Raw genomic sequence first — 21,720 nt, 5'->3', positions numbered from 1 at the left:
GTTCCAACCTGCGAACGTGTTGCCCGTCTTCACCAAGCTTCCCGTGTTTCCTAATACGGTTACGGTTGAATGTTGCTCATACGGATGGCTATCCGTTGGCACGGTTCCTCCCGTGCTGCCATTGCCGTTATACGCAACGGTGTATGTCGGGTTAACCGTCCACTGCGCGTACAGCGTCACGTTCGCCGCTCCCATACCGAACGTTGCATTTGCCGCATAGGGCGTCCCTGTTCCGTCGGCCGCCGTGTTCCAACCTGCGAACGTGTGGCCCGTCTTCCCCAAGCTTCCCGTGTTTCCTAATACGGTTACCGTTGCATGTTGCTCGTACGGATTGCTATCCGTTGGCACGATTCCTCCCGTACTGCCATTGCCGTTGTACGTTACGGTGTATGTCGGGTTGACCGTCCACTGCGCGTACAGCGTCACGTTCGCCGCTCCCATGCCGAACGTTGCATTTGCCGCATATGGTGTTCCGGTTCCGTTGGCCGCCGTGTTCCAACCTGCGAACGTGTTGCCCATCTTCACCAAGCTTCCCGTGTTTCCTAATACGGTTACCGGTGCATTTTGCGCATACGGATTGCTATCCGTTGGCACGGTTCCTCCCGTACTGCCATTGCCGTTATAAGTAATCGTGTACGTTGGGGGATCAATGTTTTGAAATAAGGCTGCTCCATTACCTACCACGATAAACGTGCCGTTGCCGTAGGTGACGCCATTAAAAGACCCGCCCGTACCCCCATAGCTTTTCGTCCAACTCACTAAGTCACTGGAGGTATATATAGAATTACTTGGACCCACCCCGACATACGTATCATCGCCGTAGGAGACACTATGAAGGACACCAGCATTTGACAACTCGCATGCCGCGCAGATGATGCCCGACGTGGTGATCTTACTCCAGCTCACTCCGTCAACGGAGGTCAATATCGTTTTTCCGTCTCTTGCCCAGGATACAAACTTACCATTCAGGTATTTGACGCCTGCAAGATCAGTATCTGTGCCCGAAATTCTGCTCGTCCAACTCTCTCCGTTATTGGAGGTCAGTATCGTTCCAGATTTCCCCACCGCCACAAACCTTCCGTTGCCGTAGGTGACGCCCGTAAGTATTGACGTGGTGCTTGGATTGCGCTCCGTCCATAAGTCCGGCGTCCCACTCGTCGTAGAGGTGTATATGGCTCCTATTCTAGTAACATTAATTTTGCTCCCCACTGCCACATACAGACCTTGGCCGTAGCTAACGCCCCAGAGTTGTGCATCATTATTGAGGGTATAACCCGTTTTCCAGGTCACTCCGTCACTAGAGGACGTTGTATCTCCATCTCTTCTCACAGCCACATACTTGCCATTATCGCAACTGATACTAGAAAGTCTGGCTGTATTTACCGGGGCGTGTGCCGTCCAACTCGTTCCGTCAGTCGAGGTTAAGATGAATCCCTCATCAGTCACCGCCATAAACTTACCGTTAACGTCACTATAGCAGACGTCCTGAGAACTGCTAATAGCTAGGTTATCGGGTTTCCGATTAACCCAATGATCAGTAGAAGCAGCGCTAGCAAAAGTAGGGATCAGCCCCAATAGAATAAGGAATGACAGTATTAAAGAAATCCAACGTTTGTTCATAAATGGTTTCACTCACCTCGGTCTAGATTCGATATTCGTCTCTACTATAAAATAAAGTAAAACAAAAAAAACCTACCCGCCTGGGGTAGGTTTTTAGGAACAGGATAAGCATTTTAACCAAGTCTCTATAATTGCATTGCACGTTGCATGGCTTGTTTACGATTGTTTACTTCAAGCTTTTTGTAGATATTTTTAATATGAAATTTCACGGTATCTACCGTGATATTCAGACGCTCGGCAATTTCCTTGTTCATCAATCGATCCATGATTAGCAGCAAAATTTTATATTCCTGACCTGTAAGTATTTCTTTCGGCGATTGATCAACCTCTGATGTATCATTCATAGCACGCAACAGTTGCTTAACATAGAAACTCGAAGAAGAATCGCTATCTTGTTGAACCTTTGAATATGCGGTAAGCATCTCCGCCATAACATAACCTTCGTCGATAAAACTGCGAATATATCCATCCGGCTTGGCCAATTCCAAAGCAGTGCCCAATTTAACGAGCGCAGTCTCCGTTTGACCCGAATGCCATAGCGTCACGCTTTGCACGATTAATACTTTTGCGCGATCGCGGAGACAGTCTCCCTTGCACGCCAAGAGATATAATCTTTCCAACAGGTACAGCGCTTCTTCTATTCGTTCACACGCCGCAAGCACTCTAGCCGCAATTAGATGCTCTGCCATAAGATTCAACGAAACCTCGTCCGTGTGCGCAAGACCGCACCTGTGCAACCAATCAAGCGCATCTTGGAGCGAGCCTTGCCGCAAAGATAGATAAGCTTGTTCCGTTTCGATTTTCACGACGAATAAATCATAATCGGGTGTATCGATTATCGACTTCAATTGCGCCAATCGTTCGGACGCTCGCTTTGGATTTCCTTTGGCTTGCTCGATCCGCGATGCAGCGATGCCCAATTGGATCGTAATTCGCGCAAGAGGCTGATGGTACATGCGCTCCAATGACTGACCGACGTAAAATTCCGCCTCATCCAAGCGATTCCACTCATACAGCAAATGGATATATGCCAAGTAAAAATAGCCGATAAAAGGATAACTATTTTTATGCTCCCATACTTTAATCCATTTCAAGAGGAAGTCTTCCGCGCCGTATAGATCTTTGATTAAAGTTAATTGATCATAATTCCTGCTATACCCTTCATAACGGTTTACCCCCATCACCTGAAAGTAGCTTCCTTCCGGCATATATCGTTCCGTAAGGGCCAAATAATCCGATGCTCGCGCAAAGTCGTTTTGGAGATAAGAGGCCATACCGCTATAGAAATAGATATTACCCATAACCATGTTCCAGTCTACCTCGGGTAATTTCCCTTGCAGTGCTTCGAACCGGATTTTGGTTTGCGCCATTCTCTGCATAGCGGCTTCCCTCTTGCCTCCTAGCAACATTACGGCTATATAGAATATTTCGATCATTGGCTTCTCCGCAAAGGAGCTTTCAGGTAAAACCGTTATCCATCTCATCAACGCGGCACTCTTCGACTGCATCAAGGCAGGGGGATTTTTCTCGATCAACCGAATAACATCCATATACTGTTGGCCTTCTAAGTAATGCTCCACCGCCTCTTCATCGAACCCGTGTTTTTCCAACCAATTCGCCGCGCGGATGTGCGATTGAATCCATTTGTCCGAATCCGTTCTGGACCCTAGCCGTCGCAGGAAATCGGAAAGCAAATGGTGATAACGATACCAATTCCGCTCCTCGTCTAAGGGTATAAGGAATAAATTCAGCTGCTCCAGTCTCTCCAATTGCTCTTGACTGTTCACTTGGCCCGTTACTGCTTGGCATAATGAATGGTTCATTCTACTTAAAATGGACGTTTCCAATAAAAAGGACCGTATCGTTTCCGATTGATGCAGGAACACTTCTTCCAGCAGATAATCGGATATATGATGCTGTTGACCCGAAAATTTCTGAATGGATTGCGATATATTCGTACTGCGTTTCAATGAGATTGCCGCCAGCTGCAATCCGCTGACCCAACCCTCGGTTTGATGGAACAGCTCGGTTACTTGCCCTTTCGTTAGCGATAAATCCGTCGTCTCTCGAAAAAATACAAACCCCTCATCCAGTTCAAAGCGCAAATCATGCATTTGGATAACATGCATTTCCCCCATCGCCAGAAGTCTGGCAGTAGGAATCGGCAAATCGGTACGGCTAGCGATATAAAGATGAATATGCGGAGGTAAATGTTCCAGTAAGTAGCTCAATGATCGGTGAATATCGGGGAGTTCAATGAAATGATAATCGTCGAGTATGATTACCAGTTCGCGGGTTATATGATTCAGTTCATTCAAGAGTTCCTTGATCATAGGCTCCGAAGATACCGATCGCCCTTTTTCAAGGAGAACCCCGATCGTTTGGCCAAAGGTAGGGACTCTCTCCTGAATGGAGGCCGTTACGCAACTCCAAAATGAAGTCCAATCATTATCATGCTGATCTAAAGAGACCCACGCGGCAAGCGCGCCGCATTGTTTCACCCATTCACATAAAGCCGTCGTCTTTCCATAACCGGCCTGCGCGGAAACAAGCGTCAGCTTGGTTTTCATCCCCTCGTTAAGCTTGCGCATCAGCTTCGGACGGGATACCATCGTATTTCGTATATGGGGGATCTGAAATTTTGTACTTACAATCACTGTTGATTCCTCCCACAAAAAAAGCTCTAAATGAATAACTCGAATTTCGCAATGCGAAATTAGCTGGAATCCCTTGTGGCTGTAAGGCGTGTACACTATGGTACACCATCGTTCCTTGTCTGACCAGTCTCGTTTAACGTCATATGAATATGCACATAATCAGTAAAAAAACGTTCACCCAATATTATTGAGTGAACGCTTTATATTACTCCACCGTAACCGACTTCGCCAAGTTCCTTGGCTTATCCACGTCATGCCCCAGCGCAAGAGAAGCGTAGTAGCTGAGCAATTGCAGCGGAATGACCGACAATGCCGGCGTCAGAATCGGCAGCGTGCGAGGGATCGCGAACAGACGATCGACGGACTTCGTCACCTCGGCCTCGTGGCCGGCGTTGACGATGCCGAGCACGTCGGCGCCGCGAGCCTTCACTTCCTTAATGTTGCTAAGCGTCTTCTCGTACAGCGCCTCCTGCGAGATGAGCGCGATGACCGGCGTGCCCTCTTCGATGAGCGCCAGAGTCCCATGCTTCAGCTCGCCCGCGGCGTACGCCTCGGAGTGGATATACGAAATTTCCTTCAGCTTCAGCGAGCCTTCCATCGCGACGGCGTAGTCGACGCCGCGGCCGATGAAGAACAGGCTGTGGTGATGGGAGATCGACTCCGCGACTCCCTTGATCGTCTCCGCTTGCGCAAGCACGTGCTCCGCTTGCTCCGGCAGCGCCTGCATCGCGGCGAGGATGTTCGCGATCGTCGCTTCGTCCTGCGAACCGTTCGTCTGCGCCCAGTAGAGGCCGAACAGATAGAACGCGATGAGTTGCGACGTGTAAGCCTTCGTCGACGCGACGGCGATCTCCGGACCGGCGAGCGTGATGATCACGTCATCCGCCTCGCGGGCGACCGAACTGCCGACGACGTTCGTGATCGCGAGCACGCGAGCGCCGCAGCGCTGCGCTTCGCGCAATGCCGCCAGCGTGTCGGCCGTCTCGCCGGATTGGCTGACGACGATCACCAAAGTATCAGGCGTAATGATCGGCGAACGGTAGCGATACTCGGATGCAACATCGGTTTCCACCGGCACCCGCACGAGCGATTCGATGACGTTCTTGCCTACGAGCCCCGCGTGCATCGCCGTACCGCAAGCCACGATGTGTACGCGGTTAATGCCGCGTAGCTGCTCTGCCGTGATTTTCAACTCCGGAAGCACGACCGACTTGCCGTCCTCGCTAATGCGTCCGAGCATCGTATCGCGGTAAGCGCGCGGCTGCTCGTTGATCTCCTTCAGCATGAAGTGATCGTAGCCGCCCTTCTCGGCGGTCATCAGATCCCAGTCGACGTGGAAAATCTCCTTGGAGATGAAGTTGCCTTCGATCGTCATCAGCTCGACGCCGTCGCGCGTCAGCACGGCCATCTCGCCATCGTTCAAGATGTAGATGTCGCGCGTATGCTCGAGAATCGCCGGAATGTCCGAAGCGATATACTTCTCGCCTTCGCCTACGCCGATGATGAGCGGGCTCGCGTAGCGTACCGCCACCAGGCGATCCGGCTCATGCTCCGTCAATACGCCCAGCGCGAACGCTCCGCGCATCTTCTTCACCGCGCGTTGAACCGCCTTGACGATATCCCCTTCGTACTCGACCGCGATCAAGTGGGAGATGACTTCCGTGTCCGTCTCGGACAAGAAGCGATGACCCGCGAGCATCAGCTCTTCCTTCAGGTCCAGATAATTCTCGATAATGCCGTTGTGCACGACGGAGAACTTCGACGAATTGTCCGTATGCGGATGCGAGTTCACGTCCGACGGTTTGCCGTGCGTCGCCCAACGCGTATGGCCGATGCCGACCGTACCGCGCAGCGGGTCGCCGCTCAGGCGAGACTCCAAGTTGGCCAACCGGCCGACAGTCTTCGTCACTTCCAAGCCTTGCTCCGTGAATACCGCGATGCCGGCAGAGTCGTACCCGCGATACTCCAGCTTGCTCAGCCCTTCCAACAAGATCGGCTGAGACTCTCTATACCCGATATATCCAACGATTCCGCACATATTTAAATTAGCCTCCGTTTCGGTATCGTCCAGCGGACGTCCGAAACCTAGCCGTACAAGTCGCACAAGCCGTATTCAATTAAGGGGTGCCCGCGGCGCCCCTATCCCTATCGCACGACATGCCCGCTCGCGGCCGGTTCCGGTCCGCCGGACATCTCTTCCCATGAATGACATCTTCGATGCATCGTATCGGATTATTGTCCGCCTGGTTGCCCTAAGCGATTTGTCATCCGATTGTCGGCTACGATGCTTAGCCGGGAGGTCCCCGCCGAACGGTCCGAACGCCTCCACCTCGTCAACTTGACTAAGTCATGGTTATTATGCGCAACTCCGGTTCTCGCGAGCATCAAGTTTCCGATTCGATCCCGCTGCCTCGCGTTACGCTTCCATGATTTTCGACAAGTTCTGGCGCTTGTTGTTGCCCTTAGCCGCTACCCTGCCTCTCCATTCTAGAATGCTTACCTTATCTTATTCGTTTTGTCAGCGCCTTGCAACCATTGCGCAAGCTTTTTGGCGGGTTTGTCCCGAACGGCTGCCCGCGGCAATCTCTTCTTCTGCCGGTTGCGGATCCCAAGAACTGGAACGTTTGCATGCATAATCCGGCGCTTTCCATCGAATGTTATACATGAATCAACGGCCCTACCGAACGTCGGGAACGCCAAAAGGATGGACCGCCATGATCGAGAAGGCTATTGTCGCCCTCCTCTTCTTCGCCGCGCTTGTCGTCGGCGATTGGAAGCGAAAGGCGACGATGAGCGTCAAAGCCGCGATAAGCTATTCCGTATTCGTTCTCGTCTCCGTCTATCTTGCCATTATATTTATTAGCGGCCGCGCCATGTATAATCTGACGGATCTGATGCAAGGGATTTACGGACCGATGGCCAAGAGCGTCGTCAGCTGGCTGAAAGGGTGAATTCCGTATTGGGCAACACCGCCACATTGACCCCCGCTCAGATGGCCCGCCTATTGATCGCTTACATGACAGGCTCGGCGATCGTCTACATCCCGAATCCGTTGGCGGATGCCGCTAAGCAAGACGCCTGGATGTCGCTCTTTCCCGCCTATGGCTTCGGAGCGCTCATTCTGGCCGGCATCCTATATCTTCATCGCAAGCATCCCGGCAAAGGTTTAATCGAATATAGCAACCAACTGCTTGGCCGATTCATAACCGTTCCGGCGGGCATTCTTCTAAGCGTCATGTTCCTGTTCGCCATTCCCGCGATCGTGGCGGGTATCGGCGATTTCTTCACGACCGTGATGATGAAAGAAACGCCGACCTACGTTTTCAACTCATTGATATTCGCGACCGCCGCCCTTAGCGCCAGATCCGGCATCGTCGTCATGGCCCGCATGTTCATGCTGCTGCTCTTCGTAATGGTGTTGTTCTCCGTCGGTGTCATGGTGCTCGCCGTTCCGCTATACGAGCCCGTCTACTTGTTGCCTATGCTCCCGCAAGGCATGAAGGGCATGCTGCACGGAGCATTCATTGCCGGCGGGTTCCCGTTCGGGGAAGTCTTCTTCTTCTCCTTGGTTCTTCCGCTCGCCATCCCGAAGGAGCCCGGACGCGACAATCGAATCGCCGGACGCATGCAGCTCGGACTCGCCTTTGCCGGCCTGCTGCTGCTCTTATCGACGCTATGTACCGTCCTCGTATTCGGCCCGGCCGCCGGACATCTCAAGTACTCTCTGTATCGTCTCGCGGGAGAGGTGCATATCGGAGGGGCATTCCAGCGAATCGAGTCCGTAATCGGTATCGCGCTGATTCTAGGCTCCTATATGAAAACGACCATTCTGCTGTTCATCTTCAATCAAATGCTGCAGCAGCTCTGTCGCCTGAACGACGACCGGCTCCTCGTCTATCCCACTGCGCTTGTCTGCTTGCTGCTGTCGCTGACGATGTTCAGGAATCCGAGCGAATTCAACGAGCAAGTATTCGTGATCTGGCCGTTCGCCGTTATCGGCACGGGGGGACTGCTGATCGGACTGCTCGCCGGGTTAACGTGGCTGAAAAGCCGGTTTAGCGGCACGTAAGAAGGGAGGATGCGCGATCCATGGCGAATCAACGGACGAACTCGGATGCGGCGCTCGGCATTTCCGATTCCTTGCCGGTCAATCTGCAATGGGTAACCGTCGTATTCAAGGATTGCGAAGACATCGTAATCGAGGAGTGGCGGTTCGGTCCCGATCATAGCGCAAGGGGCGCTAGCGTGTATTGCCGTTCTTTCGTAGAAGACAGTGCCAATCATTTCGTGAGAATGGCGCTGCAGGACATGGTCCCCCATCGACTTGGTCCCGCGAACGATCTGAACCCGAGTCTGATCGCCGATTATTACGAGAATGGCGGCGTATCGTCTCAGCCGTTCCTGTTGCTCGGCGAGCAACGGGAATTGCAGGACAGAGTACTGGAAGGGGACGTCGTCGTCATGATCGACGGCTGGGACCGCGCAATCGCCTATTCGGCCGCCACCGTACCTAGACGCCAGGTGACGGAGCCGATCGAAGAGCCTAGCGTTAAGGGGCCTCGCGAAGGCACGATCGAGCATATGGAGAGCAACCTGGCCCTGCTCAGGCAACGGATGAAGTCCCCGGAACTCAAGATCAAATTCCTGATGGCGGGCGGAGAGATGAGAACGCGCATCGCCTATCTCTATTTGGAGCATATCGTCGACCGCGATACGCTGGATCATTTCCGGTCGCGGTTGAAGGGGATCGAACAATACGAGGTCCAAGACACGTCGTACATCGAGGAATGGATCGAGGATTCGACGCTATCTCCTTTTCCCCAATACCGCTACACCCAGAGAACGGATAGCGCGGCCGCCGCGCTCCTGGACGGCAAAATACTGGTTCTGGTGGATAATTCTCCGATGATCATGATCGCTCCGGGACTTCTCGTCGACTTTCTGAGCACGAGCGAGGATTATTACACGAGGACGACGATCGCGACGCTTATTCGACTGCTCCGGCTGTTCGCGATGATAATCGCGCTAATGCTCCCGAGCATCTATATCGCGCTCTCCACCTTTCATCCCGAACTGATACCCACGGTGTTGCTGCTGGCGATTCTGGATACGCGAGAGGGCATCCCCTTCCCGGCGTTCATAGAAGCCTTAATTATGGAGATCGCCTTTGAACTGCTGCGGGAAGCCGGGATACGCCTCCCCCGGCAGGTCGGTCCGGCGGTCAGTATCGTTGGCGCGCTGGTCATCGGACAAGCCGCCATCATGGCCAAGATCGCTTCGCCTATCATGGTTATCGTCGTCGCGTTCACCGGGATCGCCTCCTTCACCATTCCGCATTACGAGATGGCAGCGGCCATTCGAATCGTACGCTTCCCGCTCATGCTCGCCTCCGGCCTGATCGGCGGATTCGGCATCATGATCGTCTCCCTGCTGCTTCTCCTGCATCTGACTAGCCTTCATACGCTGGGACAACCCTACTTGTCCTCGCTAGCGCCGTTGAGGCTCCGGGATCTTCGCGACATCTTCGTCCGGATCTCGCTCAAATCGATGTTGCGCTCGCCAAGGAACAGACGCTTGGCCGGTAAGCGCGCCGGAGAACGCACATGACCGCCGGATGGTTAACCGGAGTAAGGAAGCTTGCCGTCATGATGCTGCTCTTCACGGTAGCCATCAGCCTCGCAGGCTGTTGGAGCAAGCTGGAACTAACGGAGAGAGGGTTCGTGATGACCGCGGCGATCGACCTGTCGCGCTCCGGCACGATCCAGTTGACCTCCCAGGTGTATAAGCCCGGCAGCGGGTCAGCGGCTCCGGGAGAGGCGAGCAAGGGCTCGAAGTTCTACATCAACATCATGACCGAGAATCAGACGGTCTTCGGTGCCGTCAGGGATGCCAGCAACGAGTTGGGACGCAAGCTGCAGCTCAGCCATCTATCCGCTTTACTAATAGGCGAGCGCCTAGCCCGAACCAGGGATTTGGGACAAATCCTCGATTTCTTCGTCCGGGATCATGAACCGCGGGGAGACATTCCGGTCATCATTACGAAGGGTACGGCCCGAGATTTTCTTAATGTCCAACCCATGATCGAATCCACCGTCGGGAATCAACTGCGGGAAGTCGGGAGGAAATCGGCACGCTACGCCGGCAAGTCGCTCGTCGTCACGCTGACCGAATTGGATATCCGAGCCGAAGACGAGTGGCCGGCCGCGGTCATTCCCTATTACGCCCTGCAGAAAGACATTAGGACAATCGCCGCGGGTAGCGGGTTGGCGCTCGTCAACTTCCAGGACGGCAAAGTATCGGGGTACGTACCGCCTCCGCTTACCCCCTATGTCATCATGCTGATGGACGAATACAAAGGAGGCGTGCTTAACTTGCCTTGCGATGCCAATGGCGGCAGCGCCATTGGCGATTCCATCGAAGTCATATCCTTAACGTCGCGCGTGAAGCCCGTCATTCAAGGCGGTACGTTCCGTATCGTCGCCAATGTCCAGCTGAATGGATCGGTCAGCGAACTGAATTGCAAATCGGTCGTTACGCCGGCCGAAACCGCCGAGTTCGTAGCCAGAACCGAAGCGTATCTGAAGAAGCAGCTGCAGACCGCGCTGCTCCGCCTGCAGCAAGAGCGAGCCGATGTGATCGGTATCGGCCTTTCCTTGTACAGGAGTCATTATCGATTGTGGCGCGATTGGAAGGCGGATTGGCCCGACCGATTCGCTAACGCCGACTTCGACGTGAACGTCGAATTCAAGCTCCAGAACACGGGCATCGAGATCGGGCAGCCTACGGTGAAGTAGTTCCGTCAAGTCCGCCGCTCCCGTTAATATACGGAACGAAGGCGCCTGCAACGATCTGCAGGCGCCTTCGCGTCTCAACTACCTTATAGGGGCATGCGCCGATCCTTACACGAGCTCCGCCTTGACGACATCCACGATCGACGCCACGAGGCGCTCGATCTCTTCCTTGTCCGCGCCTTCCGCCATGACGCGGATGAGCGCTTCCGTTCCCGACGGACGGACGAGCACGCGGCCGTTGTCGCCGAGCTCTGCTTCCGCCGCTCGAACCGCTTCCAGAATCGCGACGTTGCCCGGATAACGCGACTTGTCCGCGACTCTTACGTTCACGAGCACCTGCGGAAACTTGCTCATCATCCGCTTCAGCTCGCCAAGCTTCTTGCCGGACGCCGCGATCGTGTCCACGAGCTGCAAGCCGGTCAGAATGCCGTCCCCGGTCGTGCTGTAATCGAGGAAGATGACGTGCCCCGACTGCTCGCCGCCCAGGTTGTAGCCGCCGTTCACCATCTCTTCCATGACGTAGCGGTCGCCGACCGCCGTCTTCGCCGTCTGCAGCCCGAGCTGGCCTGCCGCCTTGAAGAACCCGAGGTTCGCCATGACCGTCGTGACGACCGTATCCTTCGCTAATCGCCCCGCCCGGCGCATCGCATCGCCGCAGATGCACAGAATATAATCGCCGTCGACTTCTTCGCCGTTCTCGTCGATCGCGATCAACCGGTCCGCGTCGCCGTCGAACGCCAGGCCGAGATCCGCGCCGACTTCCTTCACCTTCGCCGCGAGCAGCTCCGGATGCGTCGAGCCTACGCCCGCGTTAATGTTCAGGCCGTTCGGCTCCGCGCCGATCGTGACGACGTCCGCGCCCAGCGCGCGGAACACTTCGGGAGCCAGCTCGTAAGCCGCCCCGTGCGCGCAGTCGAGCACGAGCTTCACGCCGGCGAACGATTGGCTTACCGTCGTCTTGAGGTAATCCAGATACCGTTGCTTCGCCGTCAGATCCGTCGTAAGCGTGCCGATTGCTCCGCCCACCGGACGAGGCAGCGTGTCTTCCTCGGCATCCATCAGGCGCTCGATCTCCGCCTCCGTCTCGTCGAGCAGCTTGAAGCCGTCGCCGCCGAAGAACTTAATGCCGTTATCCTCTACCGGATTATGCGACGCCGAGATCATGACGCCCGCTTCAGCGCCGAGCACGCGAGTCAAGTAAGCGACAGCCGGCGTACTGACGACGCCGAGACGGACGACGTCCGCCCCGATCGATAACAGTCCCGCGACGAGCGCGCTCTCCAGCATCGCGCCGGATATCCTCGTATCGCAGCCGATAATGACCTTCGGCCGCTCCGCGCGTCCTGCCAATACTACGCCGCCGCAGCGGCCGATCTTATAAGCGAGCTCGGGCGTCAAACCTTGATTCGCGACGCCGCGTACCCCGTCCGTTCCGAAATATTTTCCCATATGCGTTCCGATATGCTCCTTCATCCTGTCGTTCTTCGCTGCTATTGGCGTGCCGCATGCTTACGGATTCGTCGCATCCGTCTGAGCGTCTCCGCCGTCTCCGGCTTCAACCCCCGCATCCGCAGGCGTATCCGCTTCGCCTTCCGTCGCACCGTCTTCGCCCTCTCCGGGAACGGTAGCCGGTACGTCGCTCGTAATCTCTACCGTAATGCTATTCGTACCTCCCGCTTGCTCCATGAACCTCTCCAGGTTCACGTTAAGCGGCAGCGTGTGCGTACCCGGACCGCGTCCGCTGAGGTCCGCGTACACGTCCACGTCTCCCGGCTTCAAGTTGCCGAGGATGGACGGCGCGCCCTGCACGACGATGTCCGCTTTGCCCGTCGAAGGATCGACGATCGTAACGGTGAGGTTCTCTCCGAGTCCCTTCCAGACGATCGGCAGACCTTCCAGCATCCTCGTCTCCGACAACACGACTTCGACGGCGATCTCGATCTCTCCCGGCGACACCTCGGTAATCGGGGCGGACGCCCTCAACGGAACCATGATCTTGCCGGAATTCTTCAAGTCGTCGAGCTTCACTTCCGCATCGAGGAATTCAAGCTTATCCAGTTCTTCCTGCGGACCGTACACCGTAACCTCTTCCGTGACGGGCTTGAACGACGAGATGCTTAGACCCGCCGGCATATGCCCGGTTAGCCGGAACTGCACCGGAATCGTCTTGAACGGATTCGTAATCGGGATCTCGACTTCGACGACCGCGGGGTCGAGCTTCGCGCCTTCGATGAGTCTGCCGGCTTCGTCGTACGCGGCCAGCTTCACGCCCTTGCTCTTGATCGTCTCCTGCTCGCCTTCGACGGAGATCTTCGCCCTGACGCTGACGACCTCCGACATCGTATTGTCCGGCAGCGTGACGTGCACTTTATTGCTCGGTTTAATGATCGGAGTACCCGCCTTGTAGCCCTTCGCGGGAGATCCCTCCATCTCGACCTCGACTTCGAATTCCTTCGTCTCGAGGGCGATCAGCGTGACCTGCACCTTTGACGGGGTCGTCTCCAGCAATTCGAGTCCCCTCGGCAGGTTCGCGTCTATATCTACATTATGCGTGCCTTCGCCCAGCGTTCTCAGATCGAGCTGCAGCTTGAAGTCTTCCGGCTTGGCGAGCAACGCCGTGCTCGACCCGCTCACCTTGATCTTCACGCTCTTCGGCTCGATCGCCGCCAACACGAAGTTGCGCTCGTCCATTCCGAAAGGCTGTACGTTCAACGTATACGTCTTCGTCTTCAGCGTCGAAGCGACCGTGTTCGGCGGGTTATCGGGATTATAGTGGACGCCCGCCCACATCAGAATGCCGAGCGCCAGCGCGACCAGCTTCGCGGCCGTCGGGTGGTTGAGCCATTTATCCACGGCTGCCACCTTCCTTCCGCTTCCAGAACGCCCATTCCGCGTTCTTCGTCTTGAACTGCGGCCGCAGCTCTTCGAACAGCTTCGAGATCAGCGATTCTTCCTTGATGTCGCGCACGATCTGACCGTTGATCGCGAGGGATACTTGTCCCGTCTCTTCGGAGACGATGACCGAGATCGCATCGCACACCTCGGTTATGCCGATCGCCGCGCGATGGCGCGTGCCGAGTTCTTTGCTAATGAACGGATTCTCCGACAGCGGCAAGTAGCATCCGGCCGCCATGATCTGATTGCCCCGTATGATGACCGCCCCGTCGTGCAGCGGCGTATTCGGCACGAACACGTTGCTGAGCAACTCGGAGCTGAGCTTCGAGTTCATCTTGATGCCCGATTCGAGATAATCGTTAAGCCCCGTGTTGCGCTCGAAGACGATTAATGCCCCGATCTTTCGAGGGGCTAAATAATTAACCGACTTAATAACTTCGTTTATCTGATGGCTGACATCCTGCTCCTCCGGCGACGTCCGCGTAAACAGCTTGCCTCGTCCGAGCTGCTCCAACGCCCGCCGCAGCTCCGGTTGGAAAATAATGAGCACGGTAACGACGCCGAAAGTGAACATCTGATTCATCAGCCACTTCAGCGTATAGAGATCCAGCCACGTACTGACCGCCCACACGATGATGAGGAGCATGATGCCTCTCAACAGTTGGACCGCCCGCGTACCCCTCACCATGATGATCAATCGATAGATGATGTAACTGACGATGAGGATGTCGATAATATCTTTGATCGAGTTCTTGAAGGTCAACCCGGCGAAATAGTTGTCCAAGACGCTTGCCCCCCGTCCCGGCGCGCTGGAATGGTTGTGACGATTAATGTCGGAATTGAGCGTATCTTATCCTTTAATCTTTCTCTGCGTTTACCAAGAAATCCTGTCGTTTACATAAAAAAACCTCTCCGTTATCCGAAGAGGCTGTAGCGCGATCCGGATCTCATACGTACATCATACCTTACCTTACGTACCGTATGCCAGCGTACCGAACCATGAGCTGACTTTATACCAGATCCAATCGACCGCCCGGTCGATCTCCTTGATCTCTCCGGCGATGTGCGCGGTCGATGCCAGCGTGTAGCTGCCGTCGATTACCGTCAGGTCGCCTTCGAGCTCCCCGTCGACTTGCGCGATGCCGTTCACGACGGTCAAGTCGCCCTTCACGTGCTCGCCTGCGGGAACGATGACCTTGTTTCCTTCGATGATGACGTGATCGAGATCGCCGGACACCGACAGCTCCCGGTCTTGATTCCACATGGCGACGAAGCTCGAGAGCATGACGACCATGAAGATCGCCGCGGCCGACACGGCCGGATGACGGCGAACCCACGAGGTCCACGACGCGGGACGGCGCGACTTCGGCAACGACTTCATAATGCGATCGGTTAAATCGGATGGCGCCTTCTCGACCGGCAGCGACTGGACGAACGCGTTCGTCTTCTCGAGCGCGTCCAATCTGCCGCTGCAAGCTTCGCAGCCCTTCAGATGCTGCTGAAGGAGCTTGGCGTCGTCCCGCGACAGGTCTCCATCCAAGTATTCGTGTATCGATGCGACGGCAACGTTGCACTTCATATCTGCCATCCCTTTCTTCTGCGGTAAGTGTTAGCGCCCGCGAGCGTAGCTTCTATACAGTACGTTGAACATCCCCGTAAGGTTTCAACTCATTCGATCGAATCGCTTACAGCTTGTGCTCCAGCTTCTTCCGGAGAAACTCCCGGCCCCGGTGCACCCTCGTCTTCACCGTCGTGACGGGCATGTCGAGGACGTCGGATATTTCCTGGAGGGATAGATCCTGCATATAACGTAGGATCATGATCGACTTGTACTTCACCGGCAGCGTGGAGATCGCCTCTTGAATGATCCGCTGCGTCTCGGACAAGAGCAGCTCGCTCTCCGGCGTCCGTTCGTCGCTCGGCATCATCGAATAGCCGTCCAGCCCGTCATGATCGCTCGACTCCGCGTCGAGCGAGTACACGGCCCGCCGCTTGCGCAGCCGGTCGATGCACAGGTTCGTCGCGATCCGGTAGATCCACGTCGAGAACTTCTGGTTCTCGTCGTAACGGTCCAAGTTCTTGTACACCCGCAGGAACGTCTCTTGAACGACGTCCTCCGCCTCCTGCCGATTGCCCGTCATCCGGTTGGCCAGGTGGAAGAGCTTGTCTTTATATAATTCCACGATCTCCGCGAACGCGCGCTGATCTCCCTTGCGGGCCAATCGCGCCAGTCGCGTCTCCAATGGCTTCAAAGTCAATCCTCGCCTTCTTCGCCGGCTATTGCGAACGACGAATCGTTCGCGCGCTTCTGCGCCGCCCATATGCCGAACAATATGAGCAAGATTCCCCCCGACTGCCATGCGGACAGCGGCTCGCTCAGGAGGAAGTACGCGGCGATGACCGCCGCGGGCAGTTCCATCGAGCCGAGCAGCGCGGCTAGGCCGCCTCCCAGCTTCGGAATGCCAACGTTGAAGAAAAAGAACGGTATAGCCGTATTCAATAATCCGAGCAGCAATCCCCACCAGAAGATCTGGCCGCTGCCGCTCCAATCGAACGCCGTTGGAACGTGCAAGAGAGCGACGAACGCCAGGGATGCGGTAGACATGACGGACGACTTGGCGATAGAGTCAAGCTCCGCCGGAAGGAAGTCCGTCAGGAAGAAGAACAGGCTGTAGGTAACGGCGGACAGCAATCCGTACAGCACGCCCATGCCGTCGACCCGGCTGAAGTCCTGCTCGAGCAACCCGACCGCGAGCACCGTGCCGGCCGCGATGCAGAGCATGGCTAGCCACTCCGACCGCTTCGGCCGCGCGCGTTTGCGAATGCTTTCTAGCAAGATGGTAATCCACGTGAATTGAAAAAGCAAGACGATTGCCAGCGAAGCGTCGATTCGGACAAGCGCTTCATTATAGAAGAGCGTCGTCAGCGCCAACCCCACGATGCCGATCAGCGTCAGCTTCAGCCATTCGCGTCTCGCTCGGATCCCGTTCGCCGCCCCCGTAGCTCCTCTGCCGCCCCGCATGCGCCGCAATAACCCCCGCGACGCCATCGCCAACCAGAGCAGCGCCGTCCCCGACAGCACTTGCATGAACGTTAAGTGCGCCGCTTCCCACCCGTCGTCCAGCGCCAGCTTATAGACGGAGGAGCCGATCCCGTAACAGCTCGCGCCGATCAGCACCAGCACGACGGCCCAGAGGTGGTTCTTCTTCGGTCCCATGTACGCGTATACCCGCTTTCGTATGTAAAAAGAGGCTCAGGTTTGCACCCGAGCCTGCTTATACGTGAATGATCAACCGGTATTGCGAAGGCCGGCGGCGATGCCGTTGATCGTCAGCAGCACTTCGCGGAGCAGCTCCGCGTCGTCGCCGTTCTGCGAGCGCAAGCTGCGCAGCTCGGCCAGCAGTTGCACCTGCATGTAGCTGAGCGGATCGACGTACGGGTTACGCAGGCGAATCGATTCTTGGATAACCGGCGTATTGTCGAGGATGTCCTCTTGACCGGTGATCTTCAGAATCATGTCCTGCGTCCGCGCGTATTCTTCCTCGATCAAGGTGAATATCCGAGTCCGGATCGTGTCGTCGTTAATCATCGCCGCGTATTGCCTTGCGATCGTAAGATCGGCCTTGGCGAGCGCCATCTGCAGATTATCGACGAGCGAGCGGAAGAACGGATATTCGCGGTACATGACGCGAAGCACCTCGAGGCGCGATGCGTCCGTGCCGACGAACTTCTGGAACGACGTTCCCGCGGCGTACCATGCCGGCAGCAAGTAACGGCTCTGCGTCCAAGCGAATACCCACGGAATCGCGCGCAAGTCCTCGAAGCGGTCGCTTCCCTTCCGCTTGGAAGGGCGGGAACCGATGTTCAGCTCGCCGACTTCCGGCAGCGGCGTCGATTCCTTGAAGAACGTCATGAAGTCCGGATCGCGGAAGATCAGATCCTGGTACTTCGTCTGCGCGTCCTCGGAGATTCCGCGCATGATCTCTTCCCACTCGGCTTCGGACGACTTCTCCTGCTGCGGATAGCGCGCAAGGTAAGCGCCGAGGATCAGCGCGCTCGTCGCCTGCTCCAAGCTGCGGTAAGCGATGCCCTTCATCGAGTAGCGGGAGGACAGCACTTCGCCTTGCTCGGTAATCTTGATGCCTCCGCCGATCGTGTGCGGCGGTTGGGCGAGAATGCTTCGGTTCAGCGGCATGCCGCCCCGTCCGAGCGCGCCTCCGCGACCGTGGAAGAACTTCAGGCGAACGTCGTGTTCCTTCGCCGTGCGGGTCAAGTCGTTAAGAGCGACGCGAAGCTCCCAGTTCGCCGTCACCATGCCGCCGTCCTTGTTGCTGTCGGAGTAGCCGAGCATGATCTCGTGCAGGTTGCCCATGTTCGCCAAGCATTCGCGGTAGATCGGAAGCTCGAACAGCGTCTTCATGATCGCCGGCGCTTCGTGCAGGTCGTCGATCGTCTCGAACAATGGCACCGCTTGGAGCGTGCTCGTGACGCTGCCGTCCTTGTTCCGTCTGAACAACCCGGCTTCCTTCGCGAACACCATAACCTCGAGCAGATCGCTGGCGCCTTGCGTCATGCTGATCAGATAGCTCGAGACGCAGCCGCGGCCGAACTCGGCCTGGGCGCGTTGGATCGTGCGATAAACGTCAAGCACTTCCTTCGTCATCTCGCTCAATTCCGCCGTCTCGTGCAAGAGCGGACGCATATCTCCGAGAATACGATGGAGCAGCTCGATCTTGTCCTTCTCGTTAAGCGCCGAATAGTCGTTCGTGATGCCCGCTTTGGCGAGGATCTCGACCATCGCGTTCTCATGTTCCTTGCTATGCTGGCGCACGTCCAGCGCGGCCAGATGGAAGCCGAACAGCTCCACTTGGCGAATGAACTTCTTCAACTGCGTGTCCGCGACGTAATCCGCGTAATGGTGACGCAGGCTGCGATCGATGAGCGCCAAGTCCGCGAGCATCTCGTCTACCGAATGGTAGCGCTTGTTCGTGCCCTTGAAGTCGTCGTCGCGCATGTTCTGCAGCTTCTGCAGCATGTACGTCAGCTTGACTCGGTACGGCTCTTGATCGTTCGTCCACGGTTCCACCGTGCGCAGCTCGAGCCGCGAGGCGTCCTGCTTGATCGAGTCGAGCAGCTCCGGGCTTACGTTCACGATCGTCGTGCTGAAGCTCATCTGGCGCATAAGCGCCTTGATGATGTTCTCGTACTTATGGATGACGAGGTTGCGCTGCATGTGCAGCGTTCTCCACGTGATGTCCGCCTTGACCGATGGGTTGCCGTCGCGGTCGCCGCCGATCCAAGAGCCGAACCGAAGGTACGTCGGCACGTGCCAAGCTTGTTCCGGATAGAACTTCGTCAGGCAACGCTCGAGCTCTTCGTAGACTTCCGGAAGAACGTCGAACAGCGTCTCGTGGAAGAAGTACATGCCGTTGCGCACTTCGTCGAGCACGGTCGGCTTGCGGTCCCTGAGCTCGTCCGTCTGCCAGAGCGTCAGCACTTCGTTGAGCAGCTTGTCGCGAAGCTTCTCGCGCTCGCGGTGCGTCAGCGTCGGATTGTCCAGCTCCATCACTTCGTCGGCGATCCGTTTATGAATATCGAGCACCGCGCGACGCGTCGCTTCCGTCGGATGAGCCGTCATGACGAGCTCCAGAGAGATATCGCGAAGCATCGCTTGTACTTCCTCGACCGGCAAGCTCTTGCTCTTCATTTCCTGCACGATGCTCTCGATCGAACCCGGTTGAACCGATTCTCCCGCCGAACGCTCGTAGTCCCTTTTTCTGCGAATCCGATGGTTCTGCTCCGCGATGTTCACCAATTGGAAGTAAATGGCGAACGCGCGAATGACGCTGTGCCGAATGCCCGGCTCGAGCGTCTTGATCGTATTCATGAATTCTTCGTACAGCTCCGGCGAAGCTTCCGCGCGAAGCGACTTGCTCATCTCGCGAATTTTCTCAACATGTTCCAGCAGTTCGCGTCCACCCTGATGCACGAGCACTTCACCCAAGATGTTACCTAGAAAGCGCACATCCCTACGCAGCAGATGGTTGGACGGAGAACGACCGCCAGCGGCTAATTCCGTCATCTGTTTCACCCCAAGATCAAGCTTTCAACGCCTTTAAACACTTCTCCTTATCATACTACAATGATCGGAAGAAATCTTCTTTTTCATGAAAAAAGGGACAGCATCCGATCGTGCCCGGATCTGTCCCTTGGTATCGCGCATTATTCCGTCGGCAGCCCTGCCGCCTTGCGTACTTCGTTGGCGAGCCGGTTGAACTCCGCCCGCGCCTCGGGATCCTCCGTCGCGAACCAGCCCGCGCTCAGGAACCGAATGATTTTATCCGCGTCTTCAGCGCTCATCGCCTTGTCTTCCTCCTCGTTCGTATTCCACCATCCCTCGTCTCCGTAGGATTCGTTCAAATCCACGGGATGGCCGGCGACGGTGACGCCGTTCTGATATTGCCACACGTTCGCAGAGGCGGACTTCTTGCCGTGGCTCCACGCATAGGTCTGCCACAGGTGCTTCGCCGCGCCCCGCTTCCGCATCTCCTCGACAACCGCGTACGAGCCGTAGACGCCTGTCCCATACGCCCCGATCTCCGCGGCCGCTGCGCGCAAGTACGCCTCGATCGCGTCATAATCACTCGGCTGCGCGTCGTAGTCGACCGCGAAGTAGATCGCCGAGCCCTCCGGCTGCCCGATCGCGATCGCCTCTTGAAGCGCCAGCTTCCCGTCTTCGCGCCCATACGACGCTCCGCCCGCCGGCCGGCTCGCCGTCGTCTCGTATACGCTGATGATCTGCATGCCCGCTTGGGTGATGCCTTCCGCTTCCTTGCGCGTCAATCGCTTCCACGCATAGTTGGACGGCACGAGGTACCTCGCCGCGAACTCGTAGCCTTGCGCCGCGATCGCCTTGGCGGTGTTCGCTGGGATCGGCTGCGCGCAATCAATGCCTTTCGTCGTCACGTTATTCCCCTCCCCTCTAACGTTAAGATATTCATGCTTGGTCACTCGCGTTGCTGGCAATAGGAATATTTATGCATTTCTAGGTCAGATGATAACATGCGAGCCGCTTCGGTTGGTCATCGTCCGGTCACTGTTTTGGTCATGAGTCGGTCATAGGGCTATCTCCCTATGCTCCGATCATCCCGTCGCTGCAGCGATCGGCTCAGCTTCGACTCGATCTCCGATTGTACCCACTCCGTGACGAGATCGATGACGCTGATCGGCAACCAATTCGCCCATCCCGCCCGGACCGCGTTCGCCGTCATGGACTTGATCGTATGGTACAGCAGCCCCGCGACGAGCACTCCGAACACGATGCCCGGGCTCATCAGCACCTCGTCCAACAGATGCCCTCCCGCCGGCAGCAGCAGCATGAAGAACGATCGGAACACTCCATCGATCCCGTAATGCGATGCATATGTGCGGTCTTTGCGCGCTGCGCTCGTCCCCGACAGCCAGTCGAGGCCGATGAAGAAGGCTAGCGCGAGCACCGCTCCGAGGACGGCTTTGCCTTCTCCGTAGAAGAACTCGAAGAGAGGGAGGAGTATGCCTCCGATGGTGCCGGCGAGGGCTTGGTCTTTGGTCATGGGTTTTCACCTCCTTAATGAAAGAAGACCACCCATTGTGATATGCTCCCCACACGGTAGACAGGTGAAATAATAAAACCTGTTTGTCGTGAGGGGAGCATTTTCATGTCCAAAAATAAACTTAAAGCTTTAGAGAAATTAGCCATCATTCAAGAGATCGAAAGT

16 protein-coding genes are annotated in these 21,720 nt (G+C 56.2%); 4 read left to right on the top strand and 12 right to left on the bottom strand.

The features are described 5' to 3' along the window. The 3 genes from ACFQZG_RS04990 to glmS all read right to left on the bottom strand — a co-directional run. On the bottom strand, nucleotides 1-1,452 hold a 1,452-nt coding region (locus ACFQZG_RS04990; protein ID WP_378151566.1), incomplete at its 3' end, for an InlB B-repeat-containing protein. 293 nt (nucleotides 1,453-1,745) lie between these two features. After that, nucleotides 1,746-4,277, bottom strand: coding sequence for a winged helix-turn-helix domain-containing protein (locus ACFQZG_RS04985; protein WP_378150460.1), 2,532 nt, complete (start codon nucleotides 4,275-4,277; stop codon nucleotides 1,746-1,748). Nucleotides 4,278-4,482: 205 nt separating this feature from the next. Beyond that, nucleotides 4,483-6,315 (bottom strand): glutamine--fructose-6-phosphate transaminase (isomerizing), encoded by a 1,833-nt coding sequence (glmS, locus tag ACFQZG_RS04980; protein ID WP_378150459.1) that lies wholly within the window; start codon nucleotides 6,313-6,315, stop codon nucleotides 4,483-4,485. A gap of 676 nt (nucleotides 6,316-6,991) precedes the next feature. Here glmS and ACFQZG_RS04975 point away from each other — a divergent pair. Genes ACFQZG_RS04975 through ACFQZG_RS04960 form a run of 4 tightly spaced genes read left to right on the top strand, consistent with a single transcriptional unit; the run spans nucleotide 6,992 to nucleotide 11,071 of the window. After that, a complete protein-coding gene (locus tag ACFQZG_RS04975; protein ID WP_378150458.1) occupies nucleotides 6,992-7,228 on the top strand; it encodes a hypothetical protein in 237 nt (78 codons plus the stop codon). Continuing rightward, on the top strand, nucleotides 7,225-8,346 hold the full coding sequence (locus ACFQZG_RS04970) for a GerAB/ArcD/ProY family transporter (RefSeq protein WP_378150457.1): 1,122 nt from the start codon (nucleotides 7,225-7,227) through the stop codon (nucleotides 8,344-8,346). Before ACFQZG_RS04975 ends, ACFQZG_RS04970 begins: the two co-directional genes overlap by 4 nt. A 20-nt stretch (nucleotides 8,347-8,366) precedes the next feature. Further along, on the top strand, nucleotides 8,367-9,884 hold the full coding sequence (locus ACFQZG_RS04965) for a spore germination protein (RefSeq protein ID WP_378150456.1): 1,518 nt from the start codon (nucleotides 8,367-8,369) through the stop codon (nucleotides 9,882-9,884). Further along, entirely contained in the window at nucleotides 9,881-11,071 is a 1,191-nt protein-coding gene (locus ACFQZG_RS04960) for a Ger(x)C family spore germination protein (protein ID WP_378150455.1), read from the top strand. Before ACFQZG_RS04965 ends, ACFQZG_RS04960 begins: the two co-directional genes overlap by 4 nt. 105 nt (nucleotides 11,072-11,176) lie before the next feature. On the opposite strand, the gene glmM is transcribed toward ACFQZG_RS04960, so the two are convergent. From glmM to ACFQZG_RS04915, 9 genes are all read right to left on the bottom strand, one after another. After that, complete coding sequence (glmM, locus tag ACFQZG_RS04955; RefSeq protein WP_378150454.1) at nucleotides 11,177-12,517, bottom strand: phosphoglucosamine mutase; 1,341 nt, start codon at nucleotides 12,515-12,517, stop codon at nucleotides 11,177-11,179. A gap of 60 nt (nucleotides 12,518-12,577) precedes the next feature. Then, the gene (locus tag ACFQZG_RS04950) at nucleotides 12,578-13,921 is read right to left on the bottom strand and encodes a CdaR family protein (RefSeq protein ID WP_378150453.1); all 1,344 of its coding nucleotides are present in this window, start codon (nucleotides 13,919-13,921) and stop codon (nucleotides 12,578-12,580) included. Then, on the bottom strand, nucleotides 13,914-14,747 hold the full coding sequence (cdaA, locus tag ACFQZG_RS04945; protein ID WP_378150452.1) for a diadenylate cyclase CdaA: 834 nt from the start codon (nucleotides 14,745-14,747) through the stop codon (nucleotides 13,914-13,916). Before cdaA ends, ACFQZG_RS04950 begins: the two co-directional genes overlap by 8 nt. 186 nt (nucleotides 14,748-14,933) lie before the next feature. Next, complete coding sequence (locus ACFQZG_RS04940; protein WP_378150451.1) at nucleotides 14,934-15,542, bottom strand: zf-HC2 domain-containing protein; 609 nt, start codon at nucleotides 15,540-15,542, stop codon at nucleotides 14,934-14,936. Nucleotides 15,543-15,648: 106 nt separating this feature from the next. Further along, nucleotides 15,649-16,215, bottom strand: a complete 567-nt coding sequence (gene sigW / locus ACFQZG_RS04935) for an RNA polymerase sigma factor SigW (RefSeq protein ID WP_378150450.1) — start codon at nucleotides 16,213-16,215, stop codon at nucleotides 15,649-15,651. Nucleotides 16,216-16,217: 2 nt separating this feature from the next. Beyond that, a complete protein-coding gene (locus ACFQZG_RS04930) occupies nucleotides 16,218-17,180 on the bottom strand; it encodes an EamA family transporter (protein WP_378150449.1) in 963 nt (320 codons plus the stop codon). 72 nt (nucleotides 17,181-17,252) lie between these two features. Then, nucleotides 17,253-20,045, bottom strand: a complete 2,793-nt coding sequence (gene ppc, locus ACFQZG_RS04925) for a phosphoenolpyruvate carboxylase (protein ID WP_378150448.1) — start codon at nucleotides 20,043-20,045, stop codon at nucleotides 17,253-17,255. Between the two features lie 140 nt (nucleotides 20,046-20,185). Further along, a complete protein-coding gene (locus ACFQZG_RS04920; RefSeq protein WP_378150447.1) occupies nucleotides 20,186-20,929 on the bottom strand; it encodes a DUF1906 domain-containing protein in 744 nt (247 codons plus the stop codon). 158 nt (nucleotides 20,930-21,087) lie between these two features. Next, nucleotides 21,088-21,555, bottom strand: coding sequence for a phage holin family protein (locus ACFQZG_RS04915; RefSeq protein ID WP_378150446.1), 468 nt, complete (start codon nucleotides 21,553-21,555; stop codon nucleotides 21,088-21,090). Between the last annotated feature and the right edge of the window lie 165 nt (nucleotides 21,556-21,720).

The organism is Cohnella sp. GCM10027633 (assembly GCF_042675445.1).
GTDB lineage: Bacteria > Bacillota > Bacilli > Paenibacillales > Paenibacillaceae > Cohnella.
This window is presented reverse-complemented; position numbering and strand designations above follow the sequence as displayed.

What these genes read in the sequence shown, in the direction of transcription:
- glmS (WP_378150459.1), bottom strand. Translation starts at nt 6,315, where the DNA reads ATGTGCGGAATCGTTGGATATATCGGGTATAGAGAGTCTCAGCCGATC.
- ACFQZG_RS04975 (WP_378150458.1), top strand. Translation starts at nt 6,992, where the DNA reads ATGATCGAGAAGGCTATTGTCGCCCTCCTCTTCTTCGCCGCGCTTGTC.
- ACFQZG_RS04965 (WP_378150456.1), top strand. Translation starts at nt 8,367, where the DNA reads ATGGCGAATCAACGGACGAACTCGGATGCGGCGCTCGGCATTTCCGAT.
- ACFQZG_RS04960 (WP_378150455.1), top strand. Translation starts at nt 9,881, where the DNA reads ATGACCGCCGGATGGTTAACCGGAGTAAGGAAGCTTGCCGTCATGATG.
- glmM (WP_378150454.1), bottom strand. Translation starts at nt 12,517, where the DNA reads ATGGGAAAATATTTCGGAACGGACGGGGTACGCGGCGTCGCGAATCAA.
- ACFQZG_RS04940 (WP_378150451.1), bottom strand. Translation starts at nt 15,542, where the DNA reads ATGAAGTGCAACGTTGCCGTCGCATCGATACACGAATACTTGGATGGA.
- ACFQZG_RS04930 (WP_378150449.1), bottom strand. Translation starts at nt 17,180, where the DNA reads ATGGGACCGAAGAAGAACCACCTCTGGGCCGTCGTGCTGGTGCTGATC.
- ppc (WP_378150448.1), bottom strand. Translation starts at nt 20,045, where the DNA reads ATGACGGAATTAGCCGCTGGCGGTCGTTCTCCGTCCAACCATCTGCTG.
- ACFQZG_RS04915 (WP_378150446.1), bottom strand. Translation starts at nt 21,555, where the DNA reads ATGACCAAAGACCAAGCCCTCGCCGGCACCATCGGAGGCATACTCCTC.